The sequence below is a fragment of the Pseudomonas sp. URMO17WK12:I9 genome (assembly GCF_900230165.1).
Lineage (GTDB): Bacteria > Pseudomonadota > Gammaproteobacteria > Pseudomonadales > Pseudomonadaceae > Aquipseudomonas > Aquipseudomonas fulva.
The window spans coordinates 953,796-972,367 of the sequence record NZ_OCMQ01000001.1 but is presented as its reverse complement, the minus strand read 5'-3'; the positions used below and the strand labels follow the sequence as shown (position 1 = coordinate 972,367).

Here is an 18,572-nt window from a genome sequence, read left to right as displayed (position 1 = left end):
TCGAATTTCAGGACCTCGCTGCGCATGACACCGCTTCTTCGCCTTCTCAACCGCACCGGCCTGGTGACGCAAATCGTTATCGGCCTGGTGGCAGGTATCGCGCTTGCCCTGATCGCCCCCACCGTTGCCCGTGACCTGGGCTTTCTCGGTACGGTGTTCGTCAGTGCCTTGAAGGCGGTGGCGCCAGTGCTGGTCTTCGTTCTGGTCATGGCATCGATTGCCAATCACCGGCACGGACAGGAAACCCATATCCGCCCCATCTTGGGGCTGTACTTGCTCGGCACATTCGCCTCGGCTGTCGTGGCGGTGGTTGCCAGCATGGTATTTCCTTCGCACCTGGTACTGAACGCAGCGGATGCCGCCCTGAGTGCACCGGGCGGCATCGGTGAGGTGTTGAAGAACCTGTTGCTCAGTGCGGTCGACAACCCGATCAACGCGTTGCTCAATGCCAATTTCATCGGCGTGCTGACCTGGGCTATCGGCCTGGGCATCGCGTTGCGCCGCGCCGGTGACACCACCCGCAAGGTGGTCGACGACCTGTCCAACGGCGTCACGCTGATCGTGCGCATCGTCATTCGCTTTGCGCCACTGGGCATCTTCGGCCTGGTCACCTCCACCTTGGCTCAGTCAGGGCTCAAAGCCATGTTGGGGTACCTGCACCTGCTGGCGGTACTGATCGGGTGCATGCTGTTCGTCGCCCTGGTCATGAACCCGCTGATCGTATTCTGGAAAACCCGTCGAAATCCCTACCCACTCACCCTGCTGTGTCTGCGCGAAAGCGGCATCACTGCATTTTTCACCCGCAGTTCGGCAGCCAACATCCCTGTGAACATGGCGTTGTCCGAACGCCTTGGGCTGCATGAGGATACTTATTCGGTATCCATTCCGCTGGGGGCCACGATCAACATGGCTGGCGCTGCAATCACCATCACCGTATTGACGCTGGCGGCGGTGCACACCTTGGGGATTCCCTTGGACCTTCCCACGGCAGTGTTGCTCAGTGTGGTAGCGGCGGTCTGTGCCTGCGGTGCGTCCGGTGTGGCCGGCGGCTCCCTGCTGCTCATCCCATTGGCCTGCAGCTTGTTCGGCATTCCCAGTGAGATCGCCATGCAGGTTGTGGCGGTGGGGTTCATCATCGGCGTGCTGCAGGATTCTGCCGAGACCGCGCTCAACTCCTCCACCGACGTGCTGTTCACCGCAGCCGCCTGCCAGGCCGAAGCGCGCCGCAGCGCCTGATTTAGCCGGGCCGTCTTGCGGCCCTCCCCTCATACACCTACGCTAATGGCCTTTTCCCAGCAATGAGACAGGGCCATGTCCGAGCAAGACACCACCACTGAAGGTCGCTTGAGCAGCGTCGAGATTCGCGTGCTCGGCTCGCTGATCGAGAAACAGGCCACCAGCCCGGAAAGTTACCCGCTTACCCTCAACGCCCTGCTCCTGGCCTGTAACCAGAAGACCAGCCGCGAACCGGTGATGAACCTTACCCAGGGCCAAGTGGGTCAGGCGCTGCGCAGCCTCGAAGCACGACAGATGGCACGCTTGCAGATGGGCAGCCGCGCCGACCGCTGGGAACACCGGGTGGACAAGGCGCTGGAATTGGTTCCTGCGCAGCTGGTGTTGATGGGGCTGATGTTCCTGCGTGGCCCGCAAACCTTGAGCGAGTTGCTGACCCGTAGCAACCGCCTGCACGATTTCGACGACACCGACCAAGTTCGCCACCAGCTAGAACGTCTGGTGTCACGGAACTTGGCCGTGCACCTGCCGCGTCAGGCTGGCCAGCGTGAGGACCGTTACACTCATGCGTTGGGTGACCCGGCAGACATCAAAGCCATTCTGGCTGCAAAGCAGCAGGAGAGCTCAATGCGAAGTGGTACCAGTACGGTTACGCAGGATCGAATCGAGGCACTGGAAGCGCGTATCGCTGCACTGGAAGCGCGCCTGGACGCACTAGGCGGCTAGTCTTCAGCGGTCTGATTTGGGGAAGTTGCGGCAGCTCTTGCGCTCGGTCATTTCGCGATCGCTTGGGCGCTGGTCGACAAACACCGTGTGGCCGTTGCTGTAGATCTCAAGGTAGCCCCAGTGCAGGTCTTGTTCAGTCTGCCCGGGCTTTGGCGGCACTAGCCACCAGGGTTCGCGGCTGATCAGGGTCATGGCGTGGCTCCTGAGGGGTCTGCTTGTAAGCATAGACACCCTCATGGCTCGTGGGTTTAGCCAGGCCCATGACAAGACCCCCGCATGCGCTGCGCCGTGGGGCACGGCCAGTTCATGCGAGGGTTGCGGTTCTGCTGAAATGTCGCTTATGCAGGCGCGGAGGTGCGGATCAGGTGGTCGAAGGCGGCCAGAGACGCCTTGGCCCCTTCGCCAACGGCGATCACGATCTGCTTGTAAGGCACCGTCGTCACGTCACCTGCGGCGAACACACCGGCAATACTGGTCTGCCCTCTGGCATCGACGATGATTTCGCCGCGTGCCGACAGTTCAACGGTGCCTTTGAGCCAATCAGTGTTCGGTAACAGACCGATCTGAACGAAAATCCCCTCCAACGCCAGCTCATGCTCGATGTCGCTGGTGCGGTCCTTGTAGCGCAGGCCAGTCACTTTCTCGCCATTGCCGATCACTTCGGTGGTCAGTGCCTGGGTGATGACCGTCACGTTAGGCAAGCTGTGCAACTTGCGTTGCAGCACCGCATCGGCACGCAGCTGGCTGTCGAATTCAATCAACGTCACCTGCGCCACGATACCCGCCAAGTCGATCGCCGCTTCCACGCCAGAGTTACCACCACCAATCACCGCCACGCGTTTGCCCTTGAACAACGGGCCGTCACAGTGCGGGCAGTAGGCCACGCCACGGCCACGGTATTGCTGTTCGCCCGGCACATTCATTTCGCGCCAGCGAGCACCGGTGGCCAGGATGACCGTCTTGGCCTTGAGCGAAGCCCCGCTCGCCATGCGCACTTCATGCAGGCCACCGTCGGTAGCCGGAATCAGTGCTTCACCGCGCTGCAGGTTCATGATGTCCACGTCATACTGCTTGACGTGTTCTTCAAGCGCGGTGGCCAGTTTCGGGCCTTCGGTTTCATGCACGGAAACGAAGTTCTCGATGGCCATAGTGTCGAGCACCTGCCCGCCGAACCGTTCGGCGGCCACGCCAGTGCGGATACCCTTGCGCGCGGCATAGATGGCGGCAGAGGCACCCGCCGGGCCACCGCCTACGACCAGTACATCGAATGCTTGTTTGGCGTTGAGCTTCTCGGCCTGACGTGCGCCGGCGTTGGTGTCGATCTTGCCAAGAATTTCTTCAAGGCCCATGCGCCCCTGGCCGAACACCTCACCATTGAGGTACACGCTGGGCACGGCCATGATCTGGCGGGCATCGACTTCAGCCTGGAACAACGCACCATCGATGGCTACATGGCGCACGCTGGGGTTGAGCACCGCCATCAGGTTCAATGCCTGGACCACATCCGGGCAGTTCTGGCAGGACAGCGAGAAGTAAGTCTCGAAGTTGAACTCACCTTCCAGCGTCTGGATCTGCTCGATCACTTCCAGGCTGGCCTTGGAGGGGTGGCCGCCCACTTGCAGCAGCGCCAGCACTAGGGAGGTGAACTCGTGGCCCATGGGAATACCAGCAAAACGCAGGCTGATGTCGCCGTTGGGGCGATTGAGCGAGAACGAAGGGCGGCGGGCGTCGTCGCCATCGGCTCGCAGGGTGATGAGGCTGGACAAGCCGGCGATTTCCACCAGCAGGTCGTGTAATTCGCGGGACTTCGCACCGTCGTCGAGGGAGGCAACGATCTCGATCGGCTGGGTGACCCGCTCCAGGTAGGTTTTCAGTTGCGATTTAAGCGTGGCGTCCAACATACGGGCGATTTCCTTTTTCAAACTCAGATACAAAAACGCCCAGGCGAAGTCGCCCGGGCGTTTGACGGGGCGGTAAGTGGTTCAGCTGTGGCGGCTGCTTACCGCCCGCGTTTGGCACATGACTGGCTGCTCATCCCGCAAGGCCTGTGCGGCGCTGCCGCTGCACAGGCGCTTATCGGGCGACAATCAGATCTTGCCGACCAGATCCAGCGACGGCGCCAGAGTGGCCTCGCCTTCTTTCCACTTGGCTGGGCAGACTTCGCCTGGGTGGGCGGCGACATACTGGGCAGCCTTGACCTTGCGCAGCAGCTCGGTGGCGTCACGACCCACACCGCCGTCGTTCAGCTCGACGATCTTGATCTGGCCTTCGGGGTTGATCACGAAGGTACCGCGGTCCGCCAGGCCGGCTTCTTCGATCAGCACGTCGAAGTTGCGGGCGATCACATGGGTCGGGTCGCCGATCAGTGGGTACTGAATCTTGCCGATGGTGTCCGAGGTGTCGTGCCACGCTTTGTGGGTAAAGTGGGTGTCGGTGGAAACACCGTAGATCTCAACGCCCAGTTTCTGGAACTCGGCATAGTTGTCAGCAAGGTCACCCAGCTCGGTCGGGCAAACGAACGTAAAGTCGGCTGGATAGAAGAACACGACAGACCATTTGCCTTTCAGGTCGGCTTCGCTGACCGGGAGGAACTCGCCCTTGTGGTAGGCAGTGGCGTTGAACGGTTTGACCTGGCTGTTGATGATAGGCATGAGAGACGCTCCTTCATGGGTTGAAATCAGTTGACGGAGAGAATCCTAACCGCATGGACCGATAAAGGCTCATTGGCAAACCTGATGCTCATGATTGGTTTTGGCTATGAGTGGGACAGATTAGAGAGCGCTTACCGCGGTAATGCCCAAGCGCGCGGCTAGCCTATGAAACCGACCGCGCATGGGGCGACGATTACGTAATCGTCGCCCCGCAAGCAGGCCGCACGTTGCATGCGGCCTGGGCTGAGTCAGCGGGTCACCGTGCGCAGAGTCACGAACTCTTCCGCTGCCGTGGGGTGCACGCCGATGGTTTCATCGAACTGTTGCTTGGTCGCGCCCGCCTTGAGTGCGATGCCAAGGCCCTGGATGATCTCGCCTGCATCCGGCCCGACCATGTGGCAACCCAGTACCTTGTCGGTCTTGGCATCTACCACCAGCTTCATCAAGGTCTTTTCCTGAATGTCGGTGAGGGTCAGCTTCATGGCGCGGAAGCGGCTTTCAAAGACCTTGACCTCGTAGCCCTGCTCGACGGCCTGTTCTTCAGTGAGCCCTACCGTGCCGATAGGCGGCTGGCTGAACACGGCCGTGGGGATGTTCTGGTAATCCACGGGGCGGTACTGCTCCGGCTTGAACAGACGCCTGGCCACAGCCATGCCTTCGGCCAATGCCACCGGGGTCAACTGCACACGGCCGATTACATCTCCAATGGCCAGGATCGAAGGCGCCGTGGTCTGGTACTGATCGTCTACGCGCACGTAGCCCTTGTCATCAAGTTCGACACCAGTGTTTTCCAGGCCAAGGTTGTCCAGCATTGGACGCCGGCCGGTGGCGTAGAAGATGCAGTCGGCAACCAGTTCCCGCCCGTCCTTGAGCGTCGCCTTGAGGCTGCCATCCTCAAGCTTGTCGATGCGCTGGATGTCAGCATTGAACTGCAAATCGAGCCCGCGCTTTTCGAGCTCCTCCTTCAGGTGAGTGCGCACCGAACCATCGAAGCCGCGCAGGAACAGATCGCCGCGGTACAACAACGTTGTCGCGGCGCCCAGCCCTTGGAAGATCCCGGCAAACTCCACCGCGATGTAGCCGCCGCCCACCACCAACACCCGCCGCGGCAGGTCCTTGAGGTAAAACGCTTCGTTGGAGGTGATCGCCAATTCCTTGCCCGGGATGTCCGGCACCTGGGGCCAGCCGCCAGTGGCGATCAGGATGTGCTCGGCACTGTAGCGCTGGCCTTCGACTTCGACCTCGTTAGGTCCGGTGATGCGCGCATGACCTTGAACCAGGGTCACGCCGCTGTTGACCAGCAGGTTGCGGTAGATACCGTTGAGCCGTTCGATTTCACGGTTCTTGTTGGCAATCAGGGTGCCCCAGTCGAAGTGCCCTTCTTCCAGGGTCCAGCCGTATCCAGCCGCCTGCTCCAGCTCATCAGCCACATGGGCGCCATACACCAGCAGCTTTTTGGGCACACACCCCACGTTGACGCAGGTGCCGCCCAAATAGCGGCTCTCGGCAACCGCTACCTTGGCGCCAAAACCGGCAGCGAAACGTGCAGCGCGCACGCCACCGGAGCCGGCGCCAATCACGAACAGATCAAAATCGTAGGCCACTTTTCGTTCTCCAAAAAAAAGCTGCAAGCTTCAAGCGGCAGGCTGCACGAACGGGCAGCGTGGCTTGTCACTTGCAGCTTGGTACCGGCAGTTTCAAGCTTCAAGCATCAGGCGGCAAGAAAAAATGCGCCTGGCTTGCAGCAGGGGCTCAGTAAGCCTTGCCAGCCTTGTAGTAGTTCTCGAAGCAGAAGTTGGTCGCGTCGATGTAGCCCTCGGCGCCACCGCAGTCGAAGCGCTTCCCTTTGAATTTGTACGCGATCACGCAGCCGCTCTGGGCTTGCTTCATCAAGGCGTCGGTAATCTGGATCTCACCGCCTTTGCCGGGCTCGATGTTCTCGATGATATCGAAGATGTCGGGCGTCAGGATGTAACGGCCGATGATGGCCAGGTTGGACGGCGCATCCTCGGGTTTGGGCTTCTCAACCATGTTGGTGACACGGAAAATGTCGTCACGAATCATGTCGCCGGCAATGACACCGTATTTGTTGGTTTCCTGCGGATCGACTTCCTGAATGGCGACGATCGAGCAACGGAACTGGTTGTACAGCTTCACCATCTGGGTCAGCACGCCATCGCCTTCCGGGTTGACGCACAGGTCATCGGCCAGCACCACTGCGAACGGCTCGTCGCCGATCAGGGGACGGCCAGTGAGGATCGCGTGACCCAAGCCTTTCATTTCGGTCTGACGGGTGTAGGAGAACGAGCACTCGTCCAGCAGGCGACGAATGCCTACCAGGTACTTCTCCTTGTCGGTGCCCTTGATCTGGTTTTCCAGCTCGTAGCTGATGTCGAAGTGATCTTCCAGTGCGCGCTTACCGCGGCCGGTAACGATGGAGATCTCGCTCAACCCTGCATCCAATGCTTCCTCAACGCCGTACTGGATCAACGGCTTGTTGACCACTGGCAGCATTTCCTTCGGCATGGCTTTGGTGGCTGGCAGGAAGCGAGTGCCATAGCCGGCTGCCGGGAACAAGCATTTCTTGATCATAAACGTCCTTAACAAAGGCTAGGCCTGGGGGTTACGGCGCAGTCTAATCAGGCGGCGGTCACCTTACAATGCCCCGCCTGTGGCCGATCGTTGGGAACATAGAGGCAACCGCTCACGGATAGTTCAAAGGGCCGCCCAATATTCCTCACCGGTACGTCACCCCTCCAGGCCGTTGCCCAGCTTTCAGCGACCGGTGCCCTGCCCGATCAACACACCTTCGATCTTCTGGCCGTAGAGATTGACCCCATCATTGGCATGGAACTTCAGGCGGGTTTTCTCGATGGAGCCCTCTACCAACCTCGGGTCCTGGGGCCGCTCGTGCCGGTTTATCCAGGCCGCCACGTCCCAGGCCTGCTGGTCGCTGAGCGAGCCCGGTCGACCCAGCGGCATGTTGTACTTGATGAATGACGCCGCCGTATTGATCCGGTGCATGCCCGCCCCCCAGTTGTAGGCGTCCCTGCCCCATAGCGGCGGCATCACATACTCGCCCGCCACCTTCTGGCCTTCGCCCTTCTTGCCGTGGCAGATCGCGCACTGCTCGAGGTACACCTGCTGCCCACGCTTGAAGTCATAGCCCCCCGCTGGCGGCGCCACTTCCGGATAGCCTCGCCCGGCCAACGGCACACCGGTCGGCGCTTTGGTAGAGAGCCAGTAGGAATAAACCGACAGCGCGGTCATCTCCGGGCTGTCAGCCGCCGGCGGCTTGCCGTTCATGCTGAACTGAAAACATCCCTGGATTCGCTCGGCATACGTGTTGACCTTGTCGTTTTTCTTTCGGTAGGCCGGGTACATCGGGTAAGCGCCCCACAGAGGGGCCGAGTGCGCCATGCGCCCTTGATCAAGGTGGCAATTAGAGCAGTTCATGCCGTTGCCAACCGCTTCAGGCATCAGACGTCGGGTATCGACGAACAGGGCGTGCCCCTCGCGCACCATCTTCCCAAACGCATTGTCCGGCAACTCGCCCTCTGCCGGCGGCACGAAGCGCGGTTGCGCCTGTGCATTCGGCACTTTGAGCTGGGACTGGTCTTCCATGGTCACGGGGCTGGCGTGAACGCTACCTGCTGCCAGCAGCAGGGCTGTAAGCAAAGGCTTCATGGCTTGGCCTCCAGGTTGGCAGGAAGAGCGAAAAACGCGGAAACGGCCGTGATCTCGTCGGGGGTCATGGCCTTGGCCACGCCGACCATCAACTGGTTGGGGTCGTTGCTGCGCGTTCCATCACGCCAAGCGTTCAGTTGAGCCGCCAGATAAGCGGCGGGCTGGCCAGACAACGGCGGGAAATGCTCGCCTACGCCGCTACCGCCTGGGCCGTGGCACTGGATACATCCAGGGACGTGCCGGTTCCAGTCGCCATAAAGCGCAAGCCGCAGCGTTGGATCATTGGCGATTTGCTGACGACGCAGGTCACCGGTTGCCGGCGCCGGCAAGCTGGCCAGGTAGGCACTCACCGCTGTGATCTCGTCCTCGGACAATGCCTTTGCCAAGGGCGCCATGACCGCCTGCTGTCGAGTACCATTGCGCCAGTCACGCAGTTGCTTGCTCAAGTAAGGGGCCGGCAGGCCGGCGAGCCGTGGGAAGCCTGCTGCGCCGATACCGTTGCCATCGGCACCGTGGCATCCGATGCAGGCGAGGGCTGCAGGGTCGGCGCCCCCTTGGGTAAAGACTTTCTGGCCATCTGCAGCGTGGGCCGATGCCCAGGCCAGGGACATCAGGCCACCGATCACCATGACGCTGAATGGTCTCATCACGAACCTCCTTTTCTATTGTTATATGCTTAGGCCCAAAACATATAAGCAAAAGGAGGTCGGTCACTTGCGCTGGGTCAATCCCCGGAAATACAAGCCGTCGCGGCTTTACGCACATCACCCGGGCGCAATGGGAAGTTGCTCAGACGTTCATGCAACTTGATGCTGCTGCCATTGTTGCCACGCTGGCTGATATCCAGAAGCGCGCCTGGGCCCTCGCCTGGCGAAAACTTCTGCGGCACGATCAAACGCAATCCATCACCGCGTTTTTCTTCCGTCAACGGGCCACGCGAGTCGGCCAGCCGGGCCTTCACGCAGTCGGCATATTCACGTGGCGTCTTGCCTGACATCACATCCATCGTCTCATGGGATTGTTCTAGGTCAGACACACTGGCGCACCCGGCCAGGGTCAGCATCCACGCCGCCAACATCCACTTCATCTGCTGCACCTCTGTCATCAGGAACACCGTTCGACCGTGATCTGGCTCTTTTGCTCCCTGTACTGGCAGATTTATCTGCGCCCGGTCAGCAGCCCGGCGCGCTCACCGCGCATCGTGTTATCGTGCGCGTTTGCAAAACCAGACTTTGCGGAGCCACACATGAAATTCGTACACCAGCGCGAGCACCTCAACGAGGACGACATCGTCGTCATCGAGTGCTCCCAGCGCTGCAACATCCGTCTGATGAACGACGCCAACTTCCGCAGCTTCAAGAATGGCGGTCGTCACACCTATCACGGCGGCCACTTCGACAAGTTCCCCGCCAAGATCACCGTGCCCAGCACCGGTTTCTGGAACATCACCATCGATACTGTGACGACCCGTCCGATCTCGGTCACGCGCAAGCCCAGCCTTACGCACAAGATCAAGATCATCCGTCGTTCCTCGTCGCAGCTCAGGTAAGGCCAGCCATGACCCAAACCATCAAGTACGTCATCAAGTACAAGCTCGAAGGCCAGCGCCGCTGGGATTTCGCCCTCATGTCAGACGACTCTCGGGAACAAGCGCTACAAGCCCTGCGCAAGATCCATGGTGAAGACGTGGACAAGGTCAGCGACATCCAGGTCAGCAAGGCACTCTAATCGCCCAGTCTCCATCCATTGCGCCTGAAGGAGCGTCGCATGAGCCAGTGGCCCGATCGCCGTGTTCTCGATTTGCTGGGTATCGAACTGCCCATCCTTCAAGCGCCGATGGCCGGGGCATCAGGTACGGCGATGGCTATTGCGGTAAGCCAGGCCGGTGGTCTGGGCGCATTGCCTTGCGCCATGCTCACGCACCAGCAGGTACGCGAGCAAATCGCTGTCTTTCGAGCCGCCAGCCCTGGCCGCGCCCTGAACCTGAACTTCTTCTGCCATCAGGTACCGGCATCCGATGCTGACGCCCTCACCGCTTGGAAGCAGGTGCTCGAGCCCTACTATCGAACGCTGGGGGCTGATTTCGAAGCACCTGCACCGGTGTCCAACCGCGCGCCTTTCGACGAACACAGCTGCCAGCTGGTCGAGCACCTGCGCCCTGAAGTGGTGAGTTTTCACTTCGGCCTGCCTCAGGCTGACCTGCTGCGCAGGGTCAAAGCCAGTGGGGCCCGAGTACTGTCCAGTGCCACAACCGTCGAAGAGGCACGCTGGCTGCAGGATCGCGGCTGTGATGCGATCATCGCCATGGGTTATGAGGCTGGCGGGCATCGCGGCATGTTCCTCAGTGAAGACATCACCACCCAAATCGGTACGCTTGCGCTGGTGCCGCAGGTGGTCGATGCCGTCGATGTACCGGTGATTGCGGCCGGTGGCATTGGCGATCACCGTGGTGTGCTGGCCGCACTGGCATTGGGTGCCTCTGCGGTGCAGATCGGCACCGCCTACCTGTTCTGCCCCGAAGCCACCGTGTCGTCGTTTCATCGGCAGGCGCTGGACAGCGCGCCCGCCAGCGACACGGCCCTGACCAACCTGTTCACCGGTCGCCCGGCCCGCGGTATCCATAATCGCCTGATGCGCGAGCTGGGCCCCATGAGCGCGCAGGCACCCCGATTTCCGCTCGCAGGTGGCGCATTGATGCCACTGCGGGCAATCACTGAAGCCCAAGGCAGCAGTGATTTCAGCAACCTTTGGGCAGGCCAGGCACTACGCCTCGGCCGGCACTTGTCCGCTGCAGACCTGACCCGTGACATTGCAGACAAGGCATTGGCTCGTCTGAACCGCTAACCGGACCGATCGAGCGCGCCGTGCCTTGCTTGAGCCTCGATCCAATAAAAACAGCTGCAAGCAACTGGCGAAGCGCTATATAGTCAGGCATATAACGAAAACCAGGAGCTTTCCCAATGCGTTCTCGCCTGCCTTACCTAGCCGCCCTCGCCAGCCTGATCACCCTGAACACTGCCTGGGCCGACGAGGTCCAGGTGGCTGTCGCTGCCAACTTCACCGCACCCATCCAGGCCATCGCCAAGGACTTCGAGAAGGACACCGGCCATAAGCTGATTGCAGCCTACGGCGCTACCGGACAGTTCTATGCCCAGATCAACAACGGTGCCCCTTTCGAAGTGTTCCTGGCCGCAGACGACAGCACCCCGGCCAAGCTCGAGAAAGAGCACGCCATCGTGCCAGGCTCACGCTTTACCTACGCCATCGGCACGCTGGCCCTGTGGTCGGCCCAGCCTGGGTATGTGGATGACAAGGGCGCAGTCTTGCAGCGCAATGCATACCAGCACCTCGCGCTCGCCAACCCGAAGACCGCCCCTTACGGCCTGGCGGCCACGCAAGTGCTAGAAAAGCTCAAGCTGACCGAGGCGACGCGCGACAAATGGGTAGAAGGTCAAAATATCACCCAAGCCTTCCAGTTCGTCTCTACCGGTAACGCAGAACTGGGCTTCGTGGCGCTGTCGCAGATCTTCAAAGATGGCAAGGTGCAGAGCGGTTCGGCCTGGATCGTCCCGGCTTCCTTGCACGACCCCATTCGCCAAGACGCGGTGATTCTGGAAAAAGGCAAAGACAACCCGGCTGCCAAGGCCTTGGTGGACTACCTCAAGGGCCCCAAGGCAGCTGCGGTGATCAAAGCCTATGGCTATGAAATCTGATGCCGCTCGATGCCAGTGACCTTGGCGCCATCTGGCTCACCCTGAAGCTGGCCAGCCTGACCACCCTGATTCTTTTAATCGTAGGCACACCGGTTGCCTGGTGGCTGGCACGCACGCGGTCATGGTTTCGCGGCCCGATAGGCGCCATCGTTGCCCTGCCCTTGGTACTGCCGCCGACGGTGATCGGGTTTTACCTGCTGATTGCACTAGGCCCGCATGGCTGGCTTGGCCAAGGGATTGCGGCACTGGGCCTGGGCAATGTGGTGTTCAGCTTCTCGGGCCTTGTAATCGGCTCGGTCATCTACTCGATGCCCTTTGTGGTCCAGCCGTTGCAAAACGCTTTTGCCGCCATTGGCAAGCGACCCATGGAAGTGGCGGCCACGCTGCGCGCCGGGCCCTGGGACAGTTTCGTGCATGTGGCGCTACCACTGGCCCGTCCGGGTTTCATCACCGCCAGCATCCTGGGTTTTGCCCACACCGTAGGCGAGTTTGGTGTCGTGTTGATGATCGGGGGCAACATTCCAGACAAGACCCGCGTGGTATCCGTGCAGATCTTCGACCATGTCGAGGCGATGGCTTACACCCAGGCGCACTGGCTCGCAGGCGCCATGCTGGCGTTCTCTTTCTTGGTGCTGCTGTTGCTGTACGCAGGCCGACGCGGCAATGCGGGCTGGAACTGACATGACGCACTCGATCGTGGCACGCCTGAAACTGGCACGCGACGCTTTCACCCTGGACGTCGACCTGCAACTGCCAGGGCGCGGTATCAGCGCCTTGTTTGGACACTCTGGCTCGGGCAAAACCAGTTGCCTGCGCTGTCTGGCCGGGCTGGAGCGCCCTGGCCAAGCGTATGTGGAAATCAATGGCGAGGTCTGGGAGGACACCGCTCGTGGCGTCTTTCTACCGCCCCATCAGCGCCCGGTGGGCTACGTCTTCCAGGAGCCCAGCCTGTTCGCGCACCTGACCGTGCGTGGCAACCTGGAGTTCGGCTGGCGCCGTGTGCCGTGGACCCAGCGCAAGGTGGGCCTGGAACACGCCAGCGAGCTGCTGGGCATCGGCCACCTGCTGGCGCGCCTGCCCTCGACGCTATCGGGGGGCGAGGCGCAACGCGTCGGGATTGCCCGTGCGCTGCTCAGCAGCCCCCGGCTGCTGCTGATGGATGAGCCCCTGGCTGCCTTGGACGGGCCCCGCAAGCGTGAAATCCTGCCTTACCTCGAGCGCCTGCACGAGGAACTGGACGTGCCTGTGGTTTATGTCAGCCATGCACAGGACGAAGTGGCGCGGCTGGCTGACCACGTCGTGCTGCTGGAGCATGGACGTGTGGTAGCGAGCGGCCCGGTTGCCCCTACCTTGGCGCGTCTGGACTTATCGTTGGCTCAGGGCGAGGATGCCGGCGTGGTGCTCGAAGGCCAGGTGACAGGCCATGACCCGCACTACGACCTGCTTGAATTGCGCTTGCCTGGCAACAACGGGCTCGTACTACGTTTCGCACACCCCATCCGGGCCCTGGGCAGCGCCTTGAGGGTCAAGGTCCACGCTCGCGATGTCAGCCTGGCGCTCACCGCCGACGGCACCTCAAGCATCCTCAACCGAGTGCAGGTTCAGGTACGCGCCACCCACGCTGCCGACAACCCAGCCCATTTATTGGTCAGCCTGGATGCCGACGGCAGCACCCTGCTCGCCCGTATTACGCGTTTCTCGGCGGACCAGCTTGGGGTACACCCAGGCCAGCGCCTGTATGCACAGATCAAATCGGTTGCATTGCTGAGCTGACGCGCAGAAATGGAGCAACGGCCAAGCGGCCGTTGTCCATTGATCAGTGACTTGATCGAGGCCTGCCGCCCATGCTCGACTGCCCGCTTCCCGAAACGCTGCATTACGTCGACGACAGCCAGCCCGGCTTGACTCGTCGCCGCTGGCGCGACCGCTTCATCTACCTGGACGCCAATGGTGAACGGGTCCGCGACCCTGAAACACTGGCACGTATCGCCGCACTGGTGATCCCACCGGCCTATACCGATGTCTGGATATGCGCCGACCCGCAAGGGCACTTGCAGGCCACTGGCCGCGATGCCCGTGGCCGCAAGCAGTACCGCTATCATGCCCAATGGCGTGAAACCCGTGACCAGCACAAATACGGCCGAATGCTCGCCTTCGCCCAGGCATTGCCAAAGCTGCGCTCACAATTGGAAACCCACTTGTCACGACCGGGCCTTGACCGTGAAAAGGTCATGGCCCTGGTAGTCAGCCTGCTGGACCATACCCTCATCCGCATTGGCAACCAGCGCTACATGCGCGACAACAAGTCCTATGGGCTGACGACCCTGCGCAATCGACATGTAGAGGTCAAGGGCAGTACCATCCGCTTTCAGTTCCGTGGCAAGCGTGGCGTCGAGCACGATGTGACGCTGCGTGACCGACGCTTGGCGGCCTTGCTGAAGCGTTGCATGGAACTGCCCGGCCAAGCGCTGTTCCAGTATCTGGATGCCGATGGCCAGCGTCACAGCATTGGTTCGAGCGACATCAATCAGTTTTTGCAACAGTTGACTGGCGCCGACTTCACGGCCAAGGACTACCGTACCTGGGCCGGCAGCAGTCTTGCGTTGGACCTGCTCAGACCCTTGGCCTGGGAGCCTGAAACCGAGGCCAAGCGCCAGGTCGCTGCCATTGTCAAACAAGTCGCCTCGCGCCTGGGCAACACCCCCGCCGTGTGCCGACGCTGCTATATCCACCCAGCGGTGCTGGAGCATTACACACTCGGGCGGCTGGCCGCCTTGCCCAAGAGCCGAGTGCGCAAGGGGCTGGACCCGGAAGAGGTCGCTTTGCTGGTCTTTCTCAAGGCATTGGAACAGCAGGCCGCACATTGAGCTTGTCTATCCACTCCATGATGCAAAGGTATTTCCTATTGAACGAGGCCCCCACTATCCTTCCCAACAGAGCACCTTGTCCTACAAATCCTTTATACGGTAGCTGGCTGTTCGCATCCCTTCTTCGTGCCATAGATTTTGACATTTTGGGAATTACTAGGCTTCTAAAGCGTCTTTAATGGAAGGAAAAGGGATAGGCTCCCACCGCTAGCGCACATGGCCTGCGGACTTTTTTATCACCAAGGAGAAGTACATGCTGATACTCACCCGTAAGGTTGGCGAGAGCATCGTCATCAACGATGACATCAAAGTCACCATTCTGGGCGTCAAAGGGATGCAGGTGAGAATAGGCATCGACGCACCCAAGGACGTTCAAGTGCACCGCGAGGAGATCTTCAAACGCATCCAGGCCGGCAATCCGGCCCCTGAGAAGCAGGACGATTGACACCGATCATTCAAGCGGGCTGCAGGGATGCGCCCACAGCCTTAGCCCTTCAGTAGGCCACGCACGGTCGCAATCATCTCGCCCATGTCGAATGGCTTGTCGAACACTGCCGCGAATAATGTCGGGCATCCCTCGCTGGCCTGGGCGCCGCTCATGAGGATGACCGGCAGCGTTCGCAAGGCAGGATCTGCCCGCATGGCACGTACCAGCTCCTGACCATTGAGCACGGGCATCATGTAGTCGGTGATGACCAACTGCACCTGTACGCGTTTGAGTACCTCCAGCGCTTTCTGGCCGTTACTCGCCTTTTCGATCGCATACCCTTCGTCTTCCAGGGCAAAACCCAAGATCTCGGCTATCAGGTATTCGTCGTCGACGATCAGCACAGTCTTCATGTAAGAGAAACCTAAAGGCTCCCTTGCGGCACGGCTGTGCCAGAAAGGGCCCCACTGGTGCCTTCGAACGCTCTACGCAGTGAGATCCCAGACGATGCGATTACAAGCTCATGCAAAGACGCGTCGTGAGCACTGTCGCGTACTTTCAGGATGGAGAGCATTCGGCGCAAGGTGCCGTCGTGCTCAACGAATCGCATCAACACCAGGTTGTCGACGATGCTTGATAAATCGGGCGCCGACGCAGTGATCTCCGCACCAAAGATATCGCGCATTTCCCAGGTCAGCATCACACTCACCTCTCGATTGCGCAGCTCTCCGGTCAACGCGCGAAAAAAGGCATTCAGACGGTCAGGTTCCGTGGACAGGCGGCTCCACGCGCCCAGGCTGTCGATAAGGACTCGCTTGGCCCCGGTTGCCTGCACCTGTTCGATCAAGCGCGCACCCAGCTGATCCAGCAGCACCTGCGTACAAGGCTCCCAGCACAGTGTCAAGCTCTGGGTCTGTTCCATGGCTGCAAAGTCGTACCCCAGCGAAGCCGCCTTGATGCGCAGGCGATCGGGTGATTCGTAGAAACCGAAATGCAAGCCGGGCGCCTGGGGTGTGCTGGCCGCCAGAAACGCCATGCCAAGCGAGGTCTTGCCAATGCCCGACGGGCCGATCAGAAGCGTTACAGAGGCGCAGGACAGTCCGCCATCGAGCATGTCGTCGAGCGTCGACACACCACTGCTGATCCGGGATGCAACTGCACTAGCGGGCGCACTGGGCTTGGCGAACAACGACTCCAGACGCGGAAACACCCTCACACCGGTATCGTCGATCAGGCACTCGTGACGCCCGGACAAGGCTCCACTGCCACGTGTCTTGCGCAACTGAATCGTGCGAACGGCGCGGCTACCCATCATCTGCTCACCCAGTTCGATCACGCCGTCGACCATCGTGTGTTCAGGGCTGCCTTCTTCGAGCCGCGCACTGGTCAACAACAGTACGGTGCAGCCGGCAAAGGCCGCGTGACCTTGCAGCGCCGAGACGAATTTTTTGGTATCGAGCGATGTTTCGGCACGTAGGCGGGCATTGAGTACGCCATCGACGATGAGCAGGCTGGCCTTGTGTCGACTGATCTCCTGCCTCAGCAACCTGACCACGGCATCAAGGCCATCCTGCTCCAGGGTGTCGAAAGCGCTGACGAACTGGATCTGATCGCCGACCATCGAGGGGTCGAAGAAGTCCAGCGTGCCCAAGTATTGAAATAGCCGCTCATGGGACTCGCTGAGCAACGTTGCCACCAGCGCCCGGCCCCCCTTGCGCACATGCTCGCAGGCCAGTTGGTTGGCCAGAATGGTCTTGCCTGCGCCAGGTGGGCCCTGCACGATGTACGACGCACCCGCCACCAACCCACCTTTGAGCAGGGCATCGAGCCCGTCGATACCTGTCAACAATCGCTTGAGTGTCTGAGTCATGCTGTGCCCCTCACGGCTCGGTAACTGGCTGGCTTGAATGAACGGGTAAATACAGCCGCATGCACGTGCCGACCCCCAGCTCGCTTTGCACGCTGATGGCACCGCCGCTTTGCCTGGCAAATCCGTACACCTGGCTCAGGCCCAGGCCGGTGCCCTGACCGAAGGGTTTAGTGGTGAAAAAGGGTTCGAAAATACGTGGCTGTACCTCCGCCGCCATGCCCTCGCCGCTGTCTTGCACCTCGAAGCACACGAAGTGGCCGTGCAGGCCATCGACCTCACCTGTCAGCGACACCGCTTCGACGGTCAGCACGATGCGGCCTTCCTCGGCGATGGCATCCCGGGCATTGAACAGCAGGTTGAGCAACACCATTTGCAACTGACCAGCATCCACTTCGATGATGGGAAGATCGGGCTGCACTCGCGCATCCAGTGTGACCGAACTGGGCAGTGCGTGAACAAGCAATCCATGGGTGGCGTCGATCAGTTTGGCCGGCTCTATACAGGTCACCTCGAGCTTGCGATGACGCGCAAAGCTGAGCAGCTGACGGGTCAGGTCGGTGCCGCGCTGGCCAGCTTCCAGAATGTTGTGCAGCATGCGCTGAACGCGCTCTGGGTCCGGGGCGGCAAGGGCCAAGCGTGCAGAGCTGAGGATAATGGTCAGCAGGTTGTTGAAATCATGTGCCAGGCCACCGGTCAACTGACCCAGCGCCTCGAGCTTCTGAGCCTCGAACAGCTGCGCTCTGACGGCGTCCAGTTGCATCGCTGACTCACGGCGGTCGGTAATGTCCCGCGTGACCTTGGCAAGCCCGACGACCTGGCCTTGGTCATCGCGAACCACATCGAGGGCCACCAATGCCCAGAAGCGCGTGCCGTCTTTGCGCTGGCGCCACCCTTCATGCCGCGACACCCCCTGTTCGAGCGCTTGACGCAACAACTGCTCAGGCTTGCCTTCGGCGCAGTCTTCAGGCGTGAAGAACAGGGAAAAATGACGCCCCACCACTTCATCGGCGCTATAGCCCTTGATCCTCTGGGCGCCCGCATTCCACGAGGCGATATGGCCGGTGGTATCGAGCATGTAGATGGCGTAGTCCACCACCGACTGGACCAATTGCTCGTAACGATGAGCAGGCATATCTGAATTGACCTGGCAATCAGTTGAAACCATGCGAGCTCCATCGGCACGGCAGGTGAACATCATCCAAACGGCTAGAGCTCAGACCTTGACGCACGCTGTTCACCTTCATTGCGCAGTCGTCGGCCCGACCATCACATCCAGTGACTTGGCTAACATTGGGCCAAGCTCATGACACTGTCAATCGGCCAGGTGTGATGGGATGCGATGTGCGGAATATGGCAGCCAAGGTTGACTCTGCTATAACGGTGGGTTATAAAGCCGCC

The 18,572-nt window shown here is 60.7% G+C and carries 21 protein-coding genes; 10 read left to right on the top strand and 11 right to left on the bottom strand.

Annotation, left to right across the window (positions count from 1 at the left end):
* Nucleotides 1–24 precede the first annotated feature (24 nt).
* Both sstT and CRP40_RS04300 read left to right on the top strand, forming a co-directional pair.
* Entirely contained in the window at nt 25–1,236 is a 1,212-nt protein-coding gene (sstT, locus tag CRP40_RS04305) for a serine/threonine transporter SstT (RefSeq protein WP_027916100.1), read from the top strand.
* A gap of 75 nt (nt 1,237–1,311) precedes the next feature.
* A complete protein-coding gene (locus tag CRP40_RS04300) occupies nt 1,312–1,959 on the top strand; it encodes a DUF480 domain-containing protein (RefSeq protein WP_027916101.1) in 648 nt (215 codons plus the stop codon).
* A 3-nt stretch (nt 1,960–1,962) separates the two neighbouring features.
* Here CRP40_RS04300 and CRP40_RS04295 read toward each other — a convergent pair whose 3' ends face one another.
* The 8 genes from CRP40_RS04295 to CRP40_RS04260 form a co-directional block, all read right to left on the bottom strand.
* Nucleotides 1,963–2,151: a hypothetical protein gene (locus tag CRP40_RS04295; RefSeq protein WP_027916102.1), complete on the bottom strand. Its 189-nt coding sequence runs from the start codon at nt 2,149–2,151 to the stop codon at nt 1,963–1,965.
* 146 nt (nt 2,152–2,297) lie between these two features.
* Complete coding sequence (ahpF, locus tag CRP40_RS04290; protein WP_027916103.1) at nt 2,298–3,860, bottom strand: alkyl hydroperoxide reductase subunit F; 1,563 nt, start codon at nt 3,858–3,860, stop codon at nt 2,298–2,300.
* Between the two features lie 186 nt (nt 3,861–4,046).
* Nucleotides 4,047–4,610, bottom strand: a complete 564-nt coding sequence (gene ahpC / locus CRP40_RS04285; RefSeq protein ID WP_027916104.1) for an alkyl hydroperoxide reductase subunit C — start codon at nt 4,608–4,610, stop codon at nt 4,047–4,049.
* 248 nt (nt 4,611–4,858) lie between these two features.
* On the bottom strand, nt 4,859–6,214 hold the full coding sequence (gene gorA, locus CRP40_RS04280) for a glutathione-disulfide reductase (protein ID WP_027916105.1): 1,356 nt from the start codon (nt 6,212–6,214) through the stop codon (nt 4,859–4,861).
* 148 nt (nt 6,215–6,362) lie between these two features.
* The gene (gene galU, locus CRP40_RS04275; protein WP_027916106.1) at nt 6,363–7,202 is read right to left on the bottom strand and encodes a UTP--glucose-1-phosphate uridylyltransferase GalU; all 840 of its coding nucleotides are present in this window, start codon (nt 7,200–7,202) and stop codon (nt 6,363–6,365) included.
* 183 nt (nt 7,203–7,385) lie between these two features.
* Complete coding sequence (locus CRP40_RS04270; protein WP_027916107.1) at nt 7,386–8,297, bottom strand: c-type cytochrome; 912 nt, start codon at nt 8,295–8,297, stop codon at nt 7,386–7,388.
* On the bottom strand, nt 8,294–8,944 hold the full coding sequence (locus CRP40_RS04265) for a c-type cytochrome (protein WP_027916108.1): 651 nt from the start codon (nt 8,942–8,944) through the stop codon (nt 8,294–8,296). The genes CRP40_RS04270 and CRP40_RS04265 overlap by 4 nt, the downstream gene beginning before the upstream one ends.
* Nucleotides 8,945–9,021: 77 nt before the next feature.
* The gene (locus tag CRP40_RS04260) at nt 9,022–9,384 is read right to left on the bottom strand and encodes a hypothetical protein (RefSeq protein ID WP_027916109.1); all 363 of its coding nucleotides are present in this window, start codon (nt 9,382–9,384) and stop codon (nt 9,022–9,024) included.
* 159 nt (nt 9,385–9,543) lie between these two features.
* Between CRP40_RS04260 and CRP40_RS04255 the strand changes: the two genes are divergently transcribed.
* From CRP40_RS04255 to csrA, 8 genes are all read left to right on the top strand, one after another.
* Nucleotides 9,544–9,846, top strand: a complete 303-nt coding sequence (locus CRP40_RS04255) for a DUF1883 domain-containing protein (RefSeq protein ID WP_027916110.1) — start codon at nt 9,544–9,546, stop codon at nt 9,844–9,846.
* Nucleotides 9,847–9,854: 8 nt separating this feature from the next.
* Nucleotides 9,855–10,025 carry a hypothetical protein gene (locus tag CRP40_RS21895; protein ID WP_088523181.1) on the top strand — a complete coding sequence of 57 codons (171 nt, stop codon included), beginning with the start codon at nt 9,855–9,857 and terminating at the stop codon, nt 10,023–10,025.
* A gap of 39 nt (nt 10,026–10,064) precedes the next feature.
* Nucleotides 10,065–11,141 (top strand): nitronate monooxygenase family protein, encoded by a 1,077-nt coding sequence (locus tag CRP40_RS04245; RefSeq protein ID WP_027916111.1) that lies wholly within the window; start codon nt 10,065–10,067, stop codon nt 11,139–11,141.
* Between the two features lie 116 nt (nt 11,142–11,257).
* Nucleotides 11,258–12,010 (top strand): molybdate ABC transporter substrate-binding protein, encoded by a 753-nt coding sequence (modA, locus tag CRP40_RS04240; RefSeq protein WP_027916112.1) that lies wholly within the window; start codon nt 11,258–11,260, stop codon nt 12,008–12,010.
* Nucleotides 12,010–12,690, top strand: a complete 681-nt coding sequence (gene modB, locus CRP40_RS04235; RefSeq protein WP_027916113.1) for a molybdate ABC transporter permease subunit — start codon at nt 12,010–12,012, stop codon at nt 12,688–12,690. The genes modA and modB overlap by 1 nt, the downstream gene beginning before the upstream one ends.
* Before the next feature lies 1 nt (nt 12,691).
* A complete protein-coding gene (gene modC / locus CRP40_RS04230; RefSeq protein WP_027916114.1) occupies nt 12,692–13,783 on the top strand; it encodes a molybdenum ABC transporter ATP-binding protein in 1,092 nt (363 codons plus the stop codon).
* A 71-nt stretch (nt 13,784–13,854) separates the two neighbouring features.
* Nucleotides 13,855–14,877, top strand: coding sequence for a DNA topoisomerase IB (locus tag CRP40_RS04225; RefSeq protein WP_027916115.1), 1,023 nt, complete (start codon nt 13,855–13,857; stop codon nt 14,875–14,877).
* Between the two features lie 253 nt (nt 14,878–15,130).
* On the top strand, nt 15,131–15,322 hold the full coding sequence (csrA, locus tag CRP40_RS04220) for a carbon storage regulator CsrA (RefSeq protein ID WP_027916116.1): 192 nt from the start codon (nt 15,131–15,133) through the stop codon (nt 15,320–15,322).
* A gap of 41 nt (nt 15,323–15,363) precedes the next feature.
* Here csrA and CRP40_RS04215 read toward each other — a convergent pair whose 3' ends face one another.
* The 3 genes from CRP40_RS04215 to CRP40_RS04205 are packed head-to-tail and all read right to left on the bottom strand — an operon-like array spanning nt 15,364 to nt 18,339.
* Nucleotides 15,364–15,717, bottom strand: coding sequence for a response regulator (locus CRP40_RS04215; RefSeq protein WP_027916117.1), 354 nt, complete (start codon nt 15,715–15,717; stop codon nt 15,364–15,366).
* A gap of 11 nt (nt 15,718–15,728) precedes the next feature.
* Nucleotides 15,729–17,174: an ATPase domain-containing protein gene (locus CRP40_RS04210; protein ID WP_027916118.1), complete on the bottom strand. Its 1,446-nt coding sequence runs from the start codon at nt 17,172–17,174 to the stop codon at nt 15,729–15,731.
* A gap of 10 nt (nt 17,175–17,184) precedes the next feature.
* Nucleotides 17,185–18,339 (bottom strand): PAS domain S-box protein, encoded by a 1,155-nt coding sequence (locus tag CRP40_RS04205; RefSeq protein ID WP_027916119.1) that lies wholly within the window; start codon nt 18,337–18,339, stop codon nt 17,185–17,187.
* Between the last annotated feature and the right edge of the window lie 233 nt (nt 18,340–18,572).